Here is a 15,322-nt window from a genome sequence, read left to right on the forward strand (position 1 = left end):
CGGCCCGGCCACCCCCATGGCCGGGCCGTCTTTTATCCTGTATCTTCCACCAAATTCACTCATTCATCGCTTCATGACGAATTTCATAATGTCCGATTCTTGCCAATGACGGTCGTTCAGCTTTTTCTCCAGATAAATGACACGCTCGTTGAGGTGGGCGACAATCCGTATCAGCTGCTCGATCTGCTGCTCGGTCCGGCCGAGCTGTTTTTCAATGTGCTCCATGCCATAAAATCCTTTCTGAAGAGTGTGGTGCGGGATGGTTCCGGCTCAGTGCCGATCATTTTCCGGCGTTGCGGTCCCGCCGGAAGCCGTGATCATGGCCGGATCGGTTCTTCTTGTTCGTCTTCTTCCCGGTTTTCGAATACCAGGCCGGGTGGAAGGGTCTGCCCCCTGCCGGCCTGGCTCCCGTGGCGTTCGTGATGGGAGTCCTGCGTGACCCCGGCTTCCGGTCCCGTGTCCTGATACGGACCGGATCCGTTGCCACTTAATCGTTCCTGACTGTCCTCTTGCGGAATCTCGGCCACTGCAGTCGAGCGGGCAGGCGGTTTGGTGGCAAGGAAACGGACTTCCTCGCTCACCACCTCCGTGACATATACACGGTTTCCGCCTTTTTCATAGGACCTGGACTGGAGGCGGCCTCCTATACTGACAAGTGATCCCTTGCCACAGTACTTCACCGTATTGACTGCAGCCTTTCCCCAGGCCGTGCACAAAACGAAATCCGCGTCATTGTCCCGGTCATTCCTGAACCTCCGGTTGACGGCCAGCACAAAGCTGGTCTGGACCCTCCCTTCCGAGAGTTTCTTCAGTTCGGGATCTTTCGTGAGACGCCCGACCAATGCCACCTGATTCAATGGTTCACCTCCTTCACTGTGGTTGAGCCAATCATACCTGACCCGGGACAACTGCAGCAAAACACCATTTTTGAAGTATGAGCCCGTTTTTTGCCGCAAAATTGATTTTTCAGCACCCTAAATCCGTTTAGGAAAATAGCCGGCCCCTTGTACCACCTGCGTTTCCAGGCAACTTCAGGGACACTCCAATATTCAATTCCGGCAATTTCCGAAAGAATTTTCGGGCAGATGCGGGTATGGTATACTTGGCGTACGAAAATACTGGGGGGCGAAGGTCTTTGAAGTCGTTTAAACTGCTGTCAGTCGATTTTGATAAGGATGGAGAATTTTTCTCGTGTCCCCTTGTCGACGGGATCATCATCAATGAAGAAAACAGCCGCCGCTCCTGGATCCTGGAAATGTTCATTGATAAGGAGCACAAGACAGTGTTTGATGAATGGCTTGAATCGGGTGAAATCCTGAACGCCAAGGCGGTCATATCCTATCCGGAGAACGAGCCGGCCGGTTTCAGGCTCGCAGTCTATGCCGTGAAGGAAATCGGCGACCACATCTCGGTCCTTCTGAAAGGACCGCTGAAGCGGGTCCGCTCCCAATACGCTGAACACCTACTCGAGGAACTGATCGCCGAAGGGCTGCAGGGCGATGACATGCTCGACCGCTTCCGGGAGGACATGAAAAACCGGCCGCAGCTTAAGCGCGACCGGGACAAACATCATTCTTGATGGACCGTCTCAACCCGCGGTCCTTTCCATGAAAAAACCCGGCCGGGCGATTGCCCGGGCCGGGTTTTTTCTCATTAGCCTCCGCCCATACCGCCGCCGTTGCGGTTGCCGTTGCGGTTAAGATCATCTTCGATGATATCTTCCCGATTTTCGACATCCGTTCCGCCGCCGTTGCCATTGCCGAACTCACCGAATCCCGGACCTGTACCGTCAGGATCGACCGTGTGGTTCCTGTCTCTGTCCATGCCGTTACCGTTGTCGTTCCGGTTACCGTTTCCGTTGAACATCTCATTCGTGTCTTCCCGGACGTCCTCCATCGGTGTCTCGTTGTTATTCGGGAGCGCGTTGTTGTCGTTCCCGTTGCACCCCGCAAGCATGACAGCGGTGGCAAACAGTGCAGGTACCGCTTTTTTCATTTAAAAATCCTCCCCTCCGGCTGTTGTGTGAGGTTTCCGCACGACCGTCCGGACGGCCACTTCGCCTCGGTCATCACGCAGGCCTGCGCGATAACCTTAGCTTGGCCGTTTGGGGAGGAACGATGATAAAATTCGCATTTCCTATTTCAGCCTTTGCTTCCCGCATGAAGCGAAGTTTCCTGCACATGCTAAGTGTACAGGTCAGGCTTTTGTGTCCTCCGTTTTTGTGTCTTCCGCTTTCGGGCCAATTGCGAACAGGATATCCGCTTCACAGGCAATTTCGCCGTCGACACGGGCGATGGCATGGCCCTTGCCCATCGTGCCCCGAAGTCGAGTAAGCTCGACTTCCAGATCCAGCCGGTCGCCCGGCTTTACCTGACGTTTAAACCGGCAATTATCGATGCCGGTGAAAAACGCCAGCCTGCCTGCATTGTCTTTTATGGAAAGTACTGCAGTCGCACCGACCTGTGCGAGCGCCTCGACGATCAGGACGCCCGGCATGACGGGATAGCCGGGAAAATGTCCATTAAAAAAATCTTCATTAATGGTTACGTTCTTGTAGCCCGCCGCCCGCTTGCCCTCTTCCAGTTCCGTGATTCGGTCGACCAGAAGAAACGGATAGCGGTGCGGCAGGATTGCCTGGATCTGTTCTGTCGTTAACATGTGTGCTCCTCCTTCAATATGGCCTGCCTGACGGGGGTCATACATCGCCTTTAATCATTTTCCAAATGTGCTGCCAGGTCTCCGGCTTCAGGGCATCTAACGCCTTGCCATCACCGATAATACCATAGCCGAACATCACGCCCAGTACCGCCGCAGCCACTACGCCAAGCAGGAACAGCAGCACGCGCAGCCAGATCGGGATAAGCCGGATCTGGACCCAGCGTACGGCCTCCTGCCGGCTTCCGTCGCCTTCAGCCTGTTTTGATGCAAGTTTCTTTCGGGCTGCAGTACGGGCTTTTTCCCGCTCCGCTGTCCGGTTCGTCGCCTTGAACACTTTGCCTTGCGGGCGTTCCTTGGAAGGAACGCCGGTCTGAACAGCTGTCCCTGCTCTGCTCTGTGCGGCGTTTTTCTGACGCTCGGCGGTCCGGTTTGTAGCGCGGAACGTTCGTCCGTCGCCGGATTGGCTGATTTTCCCTCGGTCTTGCCGATTGCTGGTTTTCTGTTCGAGCTTTTCTTTTCCAGTCATTGCAATCTCCCTAATCCATGCACTGATTTAGCTTTTGACGAATACCGGCCGCTGGCGGTCCAGCATAATGCCTGTTCCGGCCACGACGCATCCAAGCGGATCGTCCGCCAGGTAGACCGGAACCTTCACCTGCTCGGACAGAAGGCTGTCGATTCCATTTAATAGCGCACCGCCGCCCGTCAGGATGATACCGCGGTCGATGATGTCTGCCGATAGTTCCGGAGGGGTCTTCTCCAGGACGTTCCTAGCACCCTGAACGATGGTCAGGACCGATTCCCGGATGGCCCCTGCAATTTTGTCCGAATCCACTGTGACGGCTCGTGGAAGGCCGCTGACGAGGTCCCGGCCGCGAATGTCGATCGTTTTCTTTTCCGAACCCGGAAGAGCCGTCCCGATCTCCTTTTTGATCAGCTCCGCGGTCGGCTCCCCGATCAGCAGCTGTTCGTGCTTCTTGATATACTGCAGAATGTCCGCATCAAACGTAGTGCCGCCGATTTTCACGGACTGGCTTGTAACGATCCCGCCCATCGACAGAACTGCGATGTCGGTCGTACCGCCTCCGATATCGATGATCATGTTGCCGCTCGGCTGGAAGATATCCATACCGGCTCCAATCGCAGCCACCTTTGGCTCTTCTTCTATGTATACACGGCGTGCACCCGCCTTGAGTGCGGCATCCTGAATCGCTTTCTGCTCAACTGTGGTCACTTCGACCGGACAGCAGATCAGGATTCTCGGTTTGCGGAGAAAGCCTTTAACGCCCAGACGGTCGATAAATTTGGTCAGCATGGCTTCAGTCATATCAAAATCTGCAATGACGCCGTCTTTCAGCGGACGGATGGTCTGGATGGTTTCCGGCGCACGTCCGAGCATCCGGTATGCCTCATCCCCGACTGCCAGAACCTGTTTCGTTTTCGGATCGATCGCGACCACAGACGGCTCGTTCAGCACGACACCGCTTCCCTTCACGTGGATCAGCGTGTTCGACGTGCCGAGATCGATTCCGATATCTTTGTAGAACATATCCGTGCTCCTTCCATCAGGCTACCGTACGTTTATCTGTCTTGTCCCATTTTATCATAGCGGCAAGACAATGAACATATGGGAATCCTGGCGTCCGGCCCATGAAAAAAGCGCCCCGTCGGTCCGGCTGAATGCCGGACGCGGACCGCTTTTTCAGGATTTTGGGGCCGCCGGTTCCTTGCACTCTTCCGATCCGGTGCGGGTGCGCCGCCATTTATCGCGCGTCGCCTCGCCTCCGCGCAGATGCCGGATCGCCTTGTGATAGGCGAGCACCTCCGCGACTTCACGTGCGAGCTCCCCATCCACGTTCGGGAGCCGCTCCGTCAGATCCTTGTGGACGGTGCTTTTGGAATATCCCGTCGATCGGGCAAGCGCCCGGACGGTCGCCCTCGTCTCCAGCAGCAATTCCCCCAACTTCAGGCATCGGCGCCGGATATGCTCGTGCACGTTCTCTTCCTTTCCTCATGTAGGAACGCTTTTCACAACATATGCCGCCGCGCCCGGATTCAGACCGGATGGAGGAAAAACGTCTTTGGGAAGAAAGGCGTAGACGGCCATCTTCCGGTGAACCTTGCACCCGGGAACAGGAAAAACCGGACAGTCCGACTCTCGGTCGGCTGTCCGGCTCCGTTCAGAAGGCCAGGAAATTGCCCGGGTTGACGGCGACGCCGTCTTTCTTGACTTCAAAGAGCAGGTGATTGCCTGCTGTCGGGTTCCACTCGTTGGCTGCAGTGGTGGCGATTGTCTCGCCCTGTGCGACCTGGTCGCCCTTTTCTACTTGAATGCCTGTCACCGAGCCGTAGGTCGTCTCCAGGCCGTCGGCATGCTTGATGGTCACTTTGTTGCCCATGAATTCATCAACCACTACGTCTTCCACCGTTCCGCTCAGCGCAGCCTTTACCTCGAAAGGCTCGTCACCGTTCGAGAGCGTCACGCCACTGTTCGTCACATACGTCTGATTGAAGACAAGAAGGGCTTTCTCGCGCTGCTCTGAATCTGCTTCCATGTCATAGTATTCCTGGAGCACGGATACGCCGTCAAGAAGAGCTTCATCAAACGGGAACTTCATTGTTTCGTTTGAAGCATTGGTTTCTACCGTGACGTTTCCGCCGCCTGCCGGATTCCCGGACTGCGACAATTCAGCATTTTCACCTGCATCGTCATTCGTTACTGCCTGATAAGTCCAGACCATCCCTACGAATAAGACCGCGAATCCTGAATAGATGGCAGGCCACAACCAGCTTTTGCGATTCTTGTTCTTCTGAGAAGGATTATTCGGTTTCTCTTCTCTCATTATCATCACCTCAACCGCATTGTTGGCAGGTTAAGGGGATTTTAAACACTCCGAATCGTCCGCTTCCAATTTTTTTATTGTCGTTCCCTCATAATAGTGGAATAAAATCTTTTCTGCGGGCCATCCTTCGCGCGCGTAGGCCTCTGCTCCATACTGGCTCATGCCGACGCCATGTCCATAGCCTTTTGTAAATACATGAACGATTTTCTTGGCGGGATCGTAGGCAATATCAAAGTCCGTGGAGCGGAGACCCAGTTTCTCACGCATTTCCCGGCCTTCCATCGTGAAGTCGTTTGCTTCCGCCTGCTGAACACGTCCCGTCTCGTTCCTTTTCAGTCGGAGCGTCCCGAATTGGGCTGCGTTCCAATCTCCATCCAACCGTTTGTTCCACTGGCTGAGTGTAAATGTCTCAGAATCCTCGAATCTCGGAGACACATCGGCATCCTCGGGGCTTTCGACGCTGCGCAGGTACGGAATATCCGTGCCTCCGTAATTCTTTGCTGTTTCAGTCCTTCCGTTGCTTGTGGAATGGAACATGGCAGAGATGAGCTCTCCTTCATGGACCAGAACTTTGCCTTCCGTTTCGGTCACCGCTTCCCTCACTTTCCGCTCGTTTTCCGGATAGTCCTTGTCCCACTCCTTCTTGCGCTCGGCCTCAGGCTTGTACACCTGGTGCGAGGTATCCCTGCGGATTGGTTCCTTCCCGCCGGACGTAATACGGAGCGCGTATGTGCGGGCGGCAATCGCCTGTGCCTTCAGAGCTTCCTTGCTGAAACCGATCGGCATCTCGCCCGAGACGACACCAATGACATATTCCTCGAGCGGCACCGGTTCAGGCTCGGCCTCGACGGTCAGGAAGATCTGGCACGCAGCCCCTTCTTCCGTGGCCTGGGCGTCTTCCGGCGCAGTTGCTGGGGGGAGCTTGTCCACGGATGTGCCTTGAGTTTTCTTGAGCATGATCGGCATGCAAAACAGAATGATGATCAGTCCGAGCGTAATCAGCTTTTTCATACCAGATTCTATGTGCCCGGCAGAGGAGATATGAAAAAGCGGACCGGCTCAAGGCCGGTCCGCCCTCTATAGATAGATAAGGATAAAATAATTATTGCATGATTGTGCGGGAGTGTGTGGAGCCGGCATAGCCGGCTTTCCACGGCCCGCGGAAGGGCAATTGCCGCCCTCCCGAAGGATCATACCAATTCCTTTTCCTTTTCATCTGCTGTTTCGTCGTCGTTCACCCGGACGATATCCGCTCCGAGCCGTGCAAGCTTTCCATGGAAATCGACATATCCGCGGTCAAGGTGAATGAGTTCGGTCACGCGTGTGATGCCTTCAGCGGCAAGTCCGGCCAGAATCAGCGCAGCCGCGGCACGCAAGTCAGTGGCTCCCACTTCGGCTCCCTGCAGGCTGGACGGGCCGTTCATGATGACGGAACGACCTTCGATCTTGACGTTTGCGTTCATGCGGCGGAACTCTTCGACATGCATAAAGCGATTTTCGAACACGGTTTCCGTGAGGACTCCGGTCCCTTCTGCAGTCAGCATGAGTGCCATCACCTGGGACTGCATGTCTGTCGGGAAGCCTGGATACGGCATCGTCTTGATGTCCACAGAACGCAGCGGCCGTTCAGCACGGATGCGCAGGCCGGCGTCGGTGTCTTCGATTTCGATGTTCATTTCCTTCAGCTTGGCGATCAGTGCGGCATTATGTTCCGGCACCGCATTCTCGATGATGACATCACCTTTCGTGATCGCTGCGGCGACCATGAACGTGCCTGTTTCAATCCGGTCAGGGATGATATGGTGGGTTGCGGCGTGAAGCGACCGGACGCCCTCAATGCGGATTGTATCCGTGCCGGCTCCGATGATGCGGCCGCCCATTTCGTTAATGTAGTTCGCCAGGTCAACGATTTCCGGTTCCTTCGCTGCGTTCTCGAGAATCGTCGTTCCTTCGGCAAGTGCTGCCGCCGACATGATGTTCTCTGTTGCGCCGACACTCGGGAAGTCCAGGTAAATGCGGGCACCCTTCAGGCGTCCGTCCACTTTTGCTTCAACATATCCGTTGCCCGTCTTGATTTCGGCACCCATCGCCTCGAAGCCCTTCAGGTGCTGTTCAATCGGACGGGAGCCGATTGCGCAGCCGCCAGGCTGTGCAACACGCGCATAGCCGTTACGTGCAAGCAGCGGTCCCATGACGAGGATCGATGCCCGCATCTTGCGGACATATTCGAACTGCGCCTCGCTGGACAGCGGGGCGGATGCGTCTATCCGAACTTCGTTGCGTTCCGCATCAAATTCGACCGTCGCGTTCAAACTCCTCAATACCTCATTAATCGTGTATACATCCGTCAGAATCGGGACATCCTTGATGATGTTCGTCCCTTCCGTTGAAAGGAGTGCCGCGGCAAGAACCGGGAGAACCGCGTTCTTTGCTCCTTCGACACGAACCGACCCTTTCAGCGGCCTGCCACCCTTAACAATAATTTTTTCCAATATAAGTCCCTCCGGCTTCTCTCTCGTATCCATGTGATCCATAATCTGATTTTCAGTCTTTTCGTCAGGTGCGGCCCGCTCTTGAGGCCATGAAAAAAGGCATTTCTGCGGGTCCGCCAAAAACCACAAACCATTAACATTTTACAATGCTTTAAGCAACGTTTCAAGATTTGAGCAAGCCTATCGGCCATGTCAATCAAAAATTGTACACACAATCACCATACTATACGTCGAAACTTTGGTTTTTGTGTCGGTAGACGCCCACCGGCCGGTACGGGGCTAATCGACTAATTTCTACATTCCCTATGAAAATCGTGTCAAACAGCTTTAAGCCTTTTTTATTAGCTGTCCCTCATGGACCGGGGCAGGAACTGGCATCCCGGTTGCTCCGCGCGCCCGTCCATGAAGGACAGAACTCAGCCGATGAGGCCGGGTAGCTGTCTTGACCAATAGGATATGTCCAGGAAGAAATTCGATACAGACGAACCGATGGCGATACTTAACAGAATATACAGGAGCTGTGCCTGAAACACTTTGTTTTTCCGGATCCAGCTTTCGGGCATAATCGCCTGCAGCGCGTAAAACGAGATGGCGATAAAGAAAATATGGGATATGAGCCCGGTGACGGACTGGAACGCAAAATATTGGTCCATCTCCTCATTCCGCCTTTCTGTATGGTTTCTATTCAGGATTCAGCACTTTTGGTCCTTCATGTTGTTCAATGTTTCAACATTTAAAAAATGAAAAGAAAGCGGGCAGATCATTTCTGCCCGCTTTTCTTTGTGATGATATCGTTAGATTTTGCCTTTCGCGACGTCCAAACGGTTCATCGCGCGTCTGAGTGCCAATTCTGCACGTTTGGCATCCAGGTCCCCCTGCTTTTGCTGAAGACGTTCCTCGGCACGCTTTTTTGCCTCAATGGCGCGGGCAGTGTCGATGTCTTCCGCAAGCTCAGCGGACTGGGCGAGGATCGTGACCTGATCCGGACGGACTTCCAGGAATCCGCCGCTGACCGCCACACGCTCGGTGGACGATTCTTTGTTCAGGCGGACTGCGCCGATTTCAAGCGGCGCCACCATCGGAATGTGGCCGGGGAGAATCCCAAGCTCACCAGTCGTAGTGACTGCGATGACCATGTTCGCATCCGAATCATATACCGGACCGTCGGGAGTGACGATATTCACTTTGATTGTGCTCATGCTTTCCCCTCCTGGTCAGGATAATCAGACTTCTACGCCCATTTCCTTCGCTTTCTCGATGACTTCCTCGATGCGGCCGACAAGACGGAACGCATCTTCAGGAAGGTGGTCGTAGCGGCCTTCAAGGATTTCCTTGAAGCCTTTGACCGTTTCCGCTACAGGCACGTAGGAGCCTTTCTGGCCCGTAAACTGCTCTGCCACGTGGAAGTTCTGGGAAAGGAAGAACTGGATACGGCGTGCGCGGTCGACGACAAGTTTGTCTTCGTCGCCGAGCTCGTCCATACCGAGGATCGCGATGATGTCCTGAAGCTCACGGTAACGCTGGAGCGTCTGCTGGACCTGAGTCGCCACCTCGTAGTGCTCTTCCCCGACGATTTCAGGGGAAAGCGCGCGGGAAGAGGAAGCCAGCGGGTCAACCGCAGGGTAGATCCCCATCTCCGAGAGCTTACGCTCAAGGTTTGTCGTCGCGTCAAGGTGGGCGAACGTTGTTGCAGGAGCCGGGTCGGTGTAGTCATCGGCAGGGACATAGATGGCCTGGATCGATGTGACGGACCCTTTGTTCGTGGAAGTGATCCGCTCCTGGAGTTTACCCATCTCGGTTGCCAGTGTCGGCTGGTAACCAACCGCGGAAGGCATGCGGCCGAGAAGGGCCGATACTTCGGAACCGGCCTGTGTGAACCGGAAGATGTTGTCGATGAAGAGAAGCACGTCCGCGCCTTTTTCATCACGGAAGTATTCCGCCATTGTCAGACCCGTAAGAGCAACACGCATACGTGCGCCCGGCGGCTCGTTCATCTGGCCGAAGACCATTGCCGTCTTCTTGATAACGCCGGAGTCGGACATCTCAAAGTAGAGGTCGTTCCCTTCACGGGTACGTTCACCGACACCCGCGAAGACGGAAATCCCGCCGTGCTCCTGTGCGATGTTGTTGATAAGTTCCTGGATGAGGACCGTCTTGCCGACGCCCGCACCGCCGAACAGGCCGATCTTACCGCCCTTGATGTAAGGAGCGAGCAGGTCGACAACCTTGATGCCCGTTTCAAGGATTTCGACGTCTGTCGTCAGTTCCTCGAATTTCGGAGCATCGCGGTGGATCGCGTCACGGCGTTCGGATGCAGGAATTTCCTCGTTCAGGTCGATCGTGTCTCCAAGAACGTTGAAGACACGGCCGAGTGTAATATCTCCGACAGGAACCGAAATCGGTGAGCCTGTGTCGGTGACAGCCGCTCCGCGCTGAAGGCCGTCCGTGGAGGACATGGCGATCGTGCGGACGGAGTCGTCGCCCAAGTGAAGGGCAACTTCAAGCGTCAGTGTTTGCGCCTCTTCGTTCGGGCGCGCAATCTGGACTGTAAGGGCATTGTAGATCTCAGGCATGTTGTCGCCGTCGAATTTTACGTCGACGACCGGACCCATGACCTGGAGGACATGTCCTTGGTTCATGCTGTTCCCTCCTGTCTGTATGCTGCGGGAGCCATGCATGGACAGGGCCGGCGCTTATTCGAGCGCTGCGACCCCGCCGACGATCTCCGTAATTTCCTGGGTGATCGCTGCCTGGCGCGCACGGTTGAATGAAAGTGTCAAATCGTCGATCAGTTCCTTCGCGTTATCGGTCGCCGCCTTCATAGCGGTCATCGACGAAGCGTGCTCGGAAGCCTTGCCGTCAAGCAGAGCACCGTACATCAGGCTTTCCGCGTATTGCGGGAGGAGCACTTCGAGGATCGCTTCAGCTGAAGGTTCGAACTCGTAGGAAGCGGTCGAATTCATCGAAGAGAGGTCAGTCAGCGGAAGGACCTTTTTCTCGGTCACTTCCTGGCTGATCGCACTCACAAAGTGGTTGTAGTACATGTACAGCTCATCGTACTCACCGTCGATGAATTTGCCGACCGCTTCACGCGTGACGTCTTTGATTTCGGCAAAGGTCGGGTGATCCGAAACGCCGATGACGCTCTGGATCACGTTATATCCGAGCTTGTTAAAGAAATCAACGCCGTTGCGTCCGATGGAAATGATGACGACTTCATCTTTGGATGTGTGCCGTTCACGGATTTTGCCGAGAGCCGCCTTCAGGACGTGGGAGTTATAGGCTCCGACAAGTCCGCGGTCGGAAGTGATGACGAGATAGGCGGTCTTCTTGACCGGCCTGCTCTCGAGCATCGGATGCGTCGCGTCCGGTGCGCCGGCTGCAATCGCCCCGATCACTTCCTGGATCTTCTCCATATACGGGTTGAACGACTTTGCGTTCAGTTCCGCCTTGCTCAGTTTGGAAGCCGATACCATGTGCATCGCCTTCGTGATCTGGCTCGTCTTTTTCGTGGAGTTGATCCGGCTCTGGATTTCGCGTAATGATGCCATCGGTTGTTCACCACCTTCTCGTTATTGGATCTGCCGGAACTCAGTCTTCGGAGCGGACGAATGTCTTCTTGAATGCGTCAAGAGCTGCTGTCATGTCTTCATCAGCCGGAAGAGCCTTAGTTGTGCGGATATGATCCAGAACGTTCGTGTGGTTGCTGTCGAGCCAGCTCAGGAACTCCGCTTCGAAGCGGCGGATATCCTGGACAGGGATGTCATCAAGATGGCCGCGGGTCAGCGCGTAAAGGATCGCGACCTGCTTTTCGACTTTAATCGGCTTGTTGAGGTCCTGCTTCAGGACTTCAACTGTGCGCGCACCGCGGTCGAGTTTCGCTTTCGTTACGGCATCGAGGTCCGAGCCGAACTGTGCGAACGCTTCGAGTTCACGGTAGGCAGCCAGGTCAAGACGGAGCGTACCGGCAACCTTCTTCATCGCCTTGATCTGCGCGGAACCGCCGACACGCGATACGGAAAGACCCGCGTTGATCGCCGGACGTACACCCGAGAAGAACAGGTCGGACTGAAGGAAGATCTGTCCGTCAGTGATCGAGATGACGTTCGTCGGGATGTAGGCGGAGATGTCCCCTGCCTGTGTCTCAACGAATGGCAGTGCCGTAATGGAACCGCCGCCGAGGTCGTCGTTCAGCTTCGCTGCACGCTCAAGAAGGCGCGAGTGGAGGTAGAAGACGTCACCCGGGTAAGCTTCGCGGCCCGGAGGACGGCGGAGCAAGAGGGAAAGTTCACGGTAGGCAGCAGCCTGCTTGGACAGGTCATCGTAGACGATGAGGGCGTGCTTGCCCTGGAACATAAATTCTTCAGCCATCGTTACCCCTGCATAAGGCGCGAGGTAAAGAAGCGGTGCAGGATCGGATGCGCCTGCGGAGACGACGATCGAGTAGTCGAGGGCGCCGTTTTTGCGGAGAGTTTCCACAAGGGCACGGACCGTCGATTCTTTTTGTCCGATTGCGACGTAGACACAGATCATGTTCTGGTCAGCCTGGTTGATGATCGTATCGACCGCAACCGTCGTTTTACCGGTCTGGCGGTCACCGATGATCAGTTCCCGCTGTCCGCGGCCGATCGGAACAAGTGCGTCGATCGCCTTGATTCCGGTCTGGAGCGGCTCGTCAACCGATTTACGTGCCATGACGCCTTGCGCCGGGCTTTCAATCGGGCGGGTTTTGGTTGTGTTGATCGGACCGAGTCCGTCGATCGGCATTCCGAGCGGATTGACGACGCGGCCGATCAGTTCTTCACCGACCGGAACTTCCATGATCCGGCCTGTGCGGCGGACTTCGTCGCCTTCCTTGATGTCCGTGAACGGTCCAAGGATGACGATACCGACGTTGTTTTCCTCGAGGTTCTGCGCCATGCCCATGACACCATTGGAGAACTCCAGGAGTTCACCGGCCATGACGTTATCGAGGCCATGCGCGCGTGCGATTCCGTCACCGATGGTGATAACGGTACCGACATCGCTGACTTCCAACTCAGATTGGTAGTCCGCAATCTGCTGTTTGATGAGAGCGCTGATTTCTTCAGCTTTGATGCTCATGCATGTCACCCCTTCATTTCAAAAGATTATGCATTCACGAGATCACGCTTAAGGTGATCCAGTTTAGTTCTGAGGCTGTTGTCGTAGATCCGGTTACCGATACGGATACGCAGTCCGCCGATCAGCGACGGATCCACGATGTTCACGATGCGGAGCGACTGCTTGCCGACCTTGCCGGCAAATGCAGCGGATAGCTCCTGCTGTTCCGTATCGGAGAGCGGCCGGGTGGAGTACACTTTGGCTTCGGCGATGCCTGCTGCCTCGTCCACGAGGGAAATGAAGTCATTTGCGACATTCACCGTCTCGCTGAGGCGGCCTGCATCGGAAAGCACATACAATGTATTGAGCGTCAGCTGGTCCGCGCCATTGAACAGCTTGGCCAGAAGCGCTTTTTTCTCCCGGTTCGAAAGTTTGGGGGAAGTCAGGAGCGTACGGAGGTCACGCGTCTCGGCGAAAACCTTGCGGACCTCACCCATTTCGGCGCTGATGACTTCCGTCTTCCCTTTTTCGCGGGCCACTTCAAACAGCGCGAGCGCATAGCGCTTGGCTACAGTGGACTCGCTCATCGGCTTTCCCCTGCCTTCTGGATCGTCTCCTCGATGAGGGCACGGTTGTCCTCTTCAGAGACTTCCTTGCCAAGAACCTTCTCTGCAGCCAAGATGGACATCGAGACGAATTCTTCGCGTACGGCCAGGATGGCCTTTTCTTTTTCGTTTGCGATTTCTGCCGCTGCATTTTCTTTCAGGCGGGCTGCTTCCGCACGTGCAGTTTCCATGATGTCTGCACGCTGGGCGTCACCCTGCTGCTTTGCGTTCTCCACAATCGCCTGTGCTTCAGTACGCGCTTCTTTGAGGAGCGCGCGCTGCTCTTCCAGCAGCTTGGCGGATTCGGCGCGGCTCTTTTCCGCTTCGTCGATTTCGGAAGCGATCAGTTCGGCGCGCTGGTCCATGATGCCCATGAGCGGGCCCCATGCGAATTTCTTGAGAAGAAGCATGAGCAACGTGAAGAAGAAGAGCGTGGCGAGGATATCACCGGTGTTCAGTTTATCCAAAATTCCATCGCCGGCTGATGCCGCCAATACGAACTGGTCCAAAGACACGATTGTCTCACTCCCTTCGGAAACTAGGGAAGCCGGCGGACCGGCTTCCGTCAGATGGTATTGCCTTCAATATCCGTACATAAAGGAATGGCGAAGGGATTCAATAGATGCTCTTCGCCATTTTTGCATTGCCCTATGATTATCTGTTCATTACGATGAACGCGATAACGACAGCGATGATCGGAAGGGCCTCGACGAGTGCGACCCCGATGAACATGGTCGTCTGGAGGACGCCGCGCGCCTCTGGCTGACGTGCAATACCTTCTACTGTCTTGGAAACGATGAGACCGTTACCGATACCGGCGCCAAGTGCGCCCAATCCTACTGCGAGTGCTGCTGCAAGAAGACCCATTTTATAATTTCCTCCTAAATAGTTGTTTTTGTTTTGTCGCCCGCTAAGCGGGAATTATATGATCAATGATCTGTCGACACTTTGTGGGACATGTAGACCATCGACAACATAACGAAGATAAACGCCTGGATCGTCCCGATGAAGATCGAGAAGCCCTGCCAGGCCATTGCCGGGAGAATTGCGCCCAGGAACCCGCCTACGCCTGCAGTTGCAAGGCCGGCGAGGAGTCCGATGAGGATCTCACCCGCATAGATGTTTCCGTAAAGACGGAGACCGAGTGTCAGCGTGTTGGCAAATTCCTCGATGATCTTAAGCGGCGTCATGAAAGCGAGCGGCTTCGTGAATCCGAGGAGATAATTCTTCACGCCTGTCATCTTGACGCCATAGTAATGCGTCAGGACGAGCACCATGACCGCAAGGGTCATCGTGATGGTTGGATCCGCGGTCGGAGATTTCCACCAGAGCACGTGGTCGTACGCGATGGCGAATGGAAGACCGAGCATGTTCGCGACAAAGATGAACATGATGAGTGTCAGGGCAAGCAGGTGGAACCGGCCGCCTGTTTTCCAGTCCATGTTGCTCTTGATGATCCCCTTGACGAAATCCATGACCCATTCCATGAAGTTCTGCATGCCTGTCGGCTTCAGTGTCATGTTACGGGTCGAGATGAACGCAATGAGGAAGACTACGAGGCATGTCACCGCCAACATGAGGATGTTCGACGGGTTGAACGTCAGCCCAAGAAATTCCCACTTGGGGTTTACGTGGTTCATTA

At 55.2% G+C, this 15,322-nt stretch carries 20 protein-coding genes; 1 reads left to right on the plus strand and 19 read right to left on the minus strand.

What is annotated here, in order from left to right; genetic code table 11:
- Positions 1-63: 63 nt before the first annotated feature.
- Together AV656_RS16300 and AV656_RS16090 are read right to left on the minus strand one after the other, a co-directional pair.
- On the minus strand, positions 64-225 hold the full coding sequence (locus AV656_RS16300) for a hypothetical protein (RefSeq protein ID WP_156484802.1): 162 nt from the start codon (positions 223-225) through the stop codon (positions 64-66).
- 92 nt (positions 226-317) lie between these two features.
- Complete coding sequence (locus AV656_RS16090; protein ID WP_231877268.1) at positions 318-848, minus strand: single-stranded DNA-binding protein; 531 nt, start codon at positions 846-848, stop codon at positions 318-320.
- A gap of 287 nt (positions 849-1,135) precedes the next feature.
- Between AV656_RS16090 and AV656_RS06045 the strand changes: the two genes are divergently transcribed.
- Positions 1,136-1,579, plus strand: a complete 444-nt coding sequence (locus tag AV656_RS06045) for a YwpF family protein (protein WP_063179864.1) — start codon at positions 1,136-1,138, stop codon at positions 1,577-1,579.
- 74 nt (positions 1,580-1,653) lie between these two features.
- Here AV656_RS06045 and AV656_RS06050 read toward each other — a convergent pair whose 3' ends face one another.
- From AV656_RS06050 to atpB, 17 genes are all read right to left on the minus strand, one after another.
- The gene (locus tag AV656_RS06050) at positions 1,654-1,995 is read right to left on the minus strand and encodes a hypothetical protein (RefSeq protein ID WP_063179866.1); all 342 of its coding nucleotides are present in this window, start codon (positions 1,993-1,995) and stop codon (positions 1,654-1,656) included.
- Between the two features lie 201 nt (positions 1,996-2,196).
- Positions 2,197-2,658 carry a 3-hydroxyacyl-ACP dehydratase FabZ gene (gene fabZ / locus AV656_RS06055; RefSeq protein WP_063179868.1) on the minus strand — a complete coding sequence of 154 codons (462 nt, stop codon included), beginning with the start codon at positions 2,656-2,658 and terminating at the stop codon, positions 2,197-2,199.
- 37 nt (positions 2,659-2,695) lie between these two features.
- Positions 2,696-3,184 (minus strand): DNA-directed RNA polymerase subunit beta, encoded by a 489-nt coding sequence (locus AV656_RS16095; protein ID WP_082818628.1) that lies wholly within the window; start codon positions 3,182-3,184, stop codon positions 2,696-2,698.
- Between the two features lie 27 nt (positions 3,185-3,211).
- Positions 3,212-4,207 (minus strand): rod shape-determining protein, encoded by a 996-nt coding sequence (locus AV656_RS06065; RefSeq protein ID WP_063179870.1) that lies wholly within the window; start codon positions 4,205-4,207, stop codon positions 3,212-3,214.
- Between the two features lie 153 nt (positions 4,208-4,360).
- On the minus strand, positions 4,361-4,654 hold the full coding sequence (locus AV656_RS06070) for a sporulation transcriptional regulator SpoIIID (RefSeq protein ID WP_063179872.1): 294 nt from the start codon (positions 4,652-4,654) through the stop codon (positions 4,361-4,363).
- A 184-nt stretch (positions 4,655-4,838) separates the two neighbouring features.
- Positions 4,839-5,501 carry a M23 family metallopeptidase gene (locus tag AV656_RS06075; protein ID WP_063179874.1) on the minus strand — a complete coding sequence of 221 codons (663 nt, stop codon included), beginning with the start codon at positions 5,499-5,501 and terminating at the stop codon, positions 4,839-4,841.
- A gap of 30 nt (positions 5,502-5,531) precedes the next feature.
- Complete coding sequence (gene spoIID, locus AV656_RS06080) at positions 5,532-6,512, minus strand: stage II sporulation protein D (protein ID WP_063179876.1); 981 nt, start codon at positions 6,510-6,512, stop codon at positions 5,532-5,534.
- Positions 6,513-6,691: 179 nt separating this feature from the next.
- On the minus strand, positions 6,692-7,993 hold the full coding sequence (gene murA / locus AV656_RS06085; protein ID WP_063179880.1) for a UDP-N-acetylglucosamine 1-carboxyvinyltransferase: 1,302 nt from the start codon (positions 7,991-7,993) through the stop codon (positions 6,692-6,694).
- 416 nt (positions 7,994-8,409) lie between these two features.
- Positions 8,410-8,646, minus strand: a complete 237-nt coding sequence (locus AV656_RS06090; RefSeq protein WP_063179881.1) for a DUF1146 family protein — start codon at positions 8,644-8,646, stop codon at positions 8,410-8,412.
- Between the two features lie 141 nt (positions 8,647-8,787).
- Positions 8,788-9,192: a F0F1 ATP synthase subunit epsilon gene (locus AV656_RS06095; protein WP_063179883.1), complete on the minus strand. Its 405-nt coding sequence runs from the start codon at positions 9,190-9,192 to the stop codon at positions 8,788-8,790.
- Positions 9,193-9,216: 24 nt separating this feature from the next.
- Positions 9,217-10,632 (minus strand): F0F1 ATP synthase subunit beta, encoded by a 1,416-nt coding sequence (gene atpD, locus AV656_RS06100; RefSeq protein WP_063179886.1) that lies wholly within the window; start codon positions 10,630-10,632, stop codon positions 9,217-9,219.
- A 54-nt stretch (positions 10,633-10,686) separates the two neighbouring features.
- Entirely contained in the window at positions 10,687-11,544 is an 858-nt protein-coding gene (gene atpG, locus AV656_RS06105) for an ATP synthase F1 subunit gamma (RefSeq protein ID WP_063179888.1), read from the minus strand.
- Positions 11,545-11,584: 40 nt separating this feature from the next.
- Positions 11,585-13,096 carry a F0F1 ATP synthase subunit alpha gene (gene atpA, locus AV656_RS06110; RefSeq protein ID WP_063179896.1) on the minus strand — a complete coding sequence of 504 codons (1,512 nt, stop codon included), beginning with the start codon at positions 13,094-13,096 and terminating at the stop codon, positions 11,585-11,587.
- 26 nt (positions 13,097-13,122) lie between these two features.
- Positions 13,123-13,662, minus strand: a complete 540-nt coding sequence (locus tag AV656_RS06115) for a F0F1 ATP synthase subunit delta (protein ID WP_063179898.1) — start codon at positions 13,660-13,662, stop codon at positions 13,123-13,125.
- A complete protein-coding gene (gene atpF / locus AV656_RS06120) occupies positions 13,659-14,195 on the minus strand; it encodes a F0F1 ATP synthase subunit B (RefSeq protein ID WP_063179900.1) in 537 nt (178 codons plus the stop codon). The genes AV656_RS06115 and atpF overlap by 4 nt, the downstream gene beginning before the upstream one ends.
- Positions 14,196-14,334: 139 nt before the next feature.
- A complete protein-coding gene (atpE, locus tag AV656_RS06125) occupies positions 14,335-14,547 on the minus strand; it encodes a F0F1 ATP synthase subunit C (protein WP_008296656.1) in 213 nt (70 codons plus the stop codon).
- Positions 14,548-14,609: 62 nt separating this feature from the next.
- Positions 14,610-15,320 (minus strand): F0F1 ATP synthase subunit A, encoded by a 711-nt coding sequence (gene atpB, locus AV656_RS06130; RefSeq protein ID WP_063179902.1) that lies wholly within the window; start codon positions 15,318-15,320, stop codon positions 14,610-14,612.
- Positions 15,321-15,322 lie beyond the last annotated feature (2 nt).

The organism is Bhargavaea cecembensis (assembly GCF_001619585.1).
Lineage (GTDB): Bacteria > Bacillota > Bacilli > Bacillales_A > Planococcaceae > Bhargavaea > Bhargavaea cecembensis_A.

Bases quoted from the DNA above. Each gene is read 5' to 3' on its own strand.
- AV656_RS06050 (WP_063179866.1), bottom strand. From the start codon at position 1,995: ATGAAAAAAGCGGTACCTGCACTGTTTGCCACCGCTGTCATGCTTGCG.
- spoIID (WP_063179876.1), bottom strand. From the start codon at position 6,512: ATGAAAAAGCTGATTACGCTCGGACTGATCATCATTCTGTTTTGCATG.
- atpD (WP_063179886.1), bottom strand. From the start codon at position 10,632: ATGAACCAAGGACATGTCCTCCAGGTCATGGGTCCGGTCGTCGACGTA.
- AV656_RS06095 (WP_063179883.1), bottom strand. From the start codon at position 9,192: ATGAGCACAATCAAAGTGAATATCGTCACTCCCGACGGTCCGGTATAT.
- atpE (WP_008296656.1), bottom strand. From the start codon at position 14,547: ATGGGTCTTCTTGCAGCAGCACTCGCAGTAGGATTGGGCGCACTTGGC.
- atpB (WP_063179902.1), bottom strand. From the start codon at position 15,320: ATGAACCACGTAAACCCCAAGTGGGAATTTCTTGGGCTGACGTTCAAC.
- AV656_RS06065 (WP_063179870.1), bottom strand. From the start codon at position 4,207: ATGTTCTACAAAGATATCGGAATCGATCTCGGCACGTCGAACACGCTG.
- atpG (WP_063179888.1), bottom strand. From the start codon at position 11,544: ATGGCATCATTACGCGAAATCCAGAGCCGGATCAACTCCACGAAAAAG.
- AV656_RS06090 (WP_063179881.1), bottom strand. From the start codon at position 8,646: ATGGACCAATATTTTGCGTTCCAGTCCGTCACCGGGCTCATATCCCAT.
- AV656_RS06115 (WP_063179898.1), bottom strand. From the start codon at position 13,662: ATGAGCGAGTCCACTGTAGCCAAGCGCTATGCGCTCGCGCTGTTTGAA.
- AV656_RS06075 (WP_063179874.1), bottom strand. From the start codon at position 5,501: ATGAGAGAAGAGAAACCGAATAATCCTTCTCAGAAGAACAAGAATCGC.
- AV656_RS16300 (WP_156484802.1), bottom strand. From the start codon at position 225: ATGGAGCACATTGAAAAACAGCTCGGCCGGACCGAGCAGCAGATCGAG.
- atpA (WP_063179896.1), bottom strand. From the start codon at position 13,096: ATGAGCATCAAAGCTGAAGAAATCAGCGCTCTCATCAAACAGCAGATT.
- fabZ (WP_063179868.1), bottom strand. From the start codon at position 2,658: ATGTTAACGACAGAACAGATCCAGGCAATCCTGCCGCACCGCTATCCG.
- AV656_RS16095 (WP_082818628.1), bottom strand. From the start codon at position 3,184: ATGACTGGAAAAGAAAAGCTCGAACAGAAAACCAGCAATCGGCAAGAC.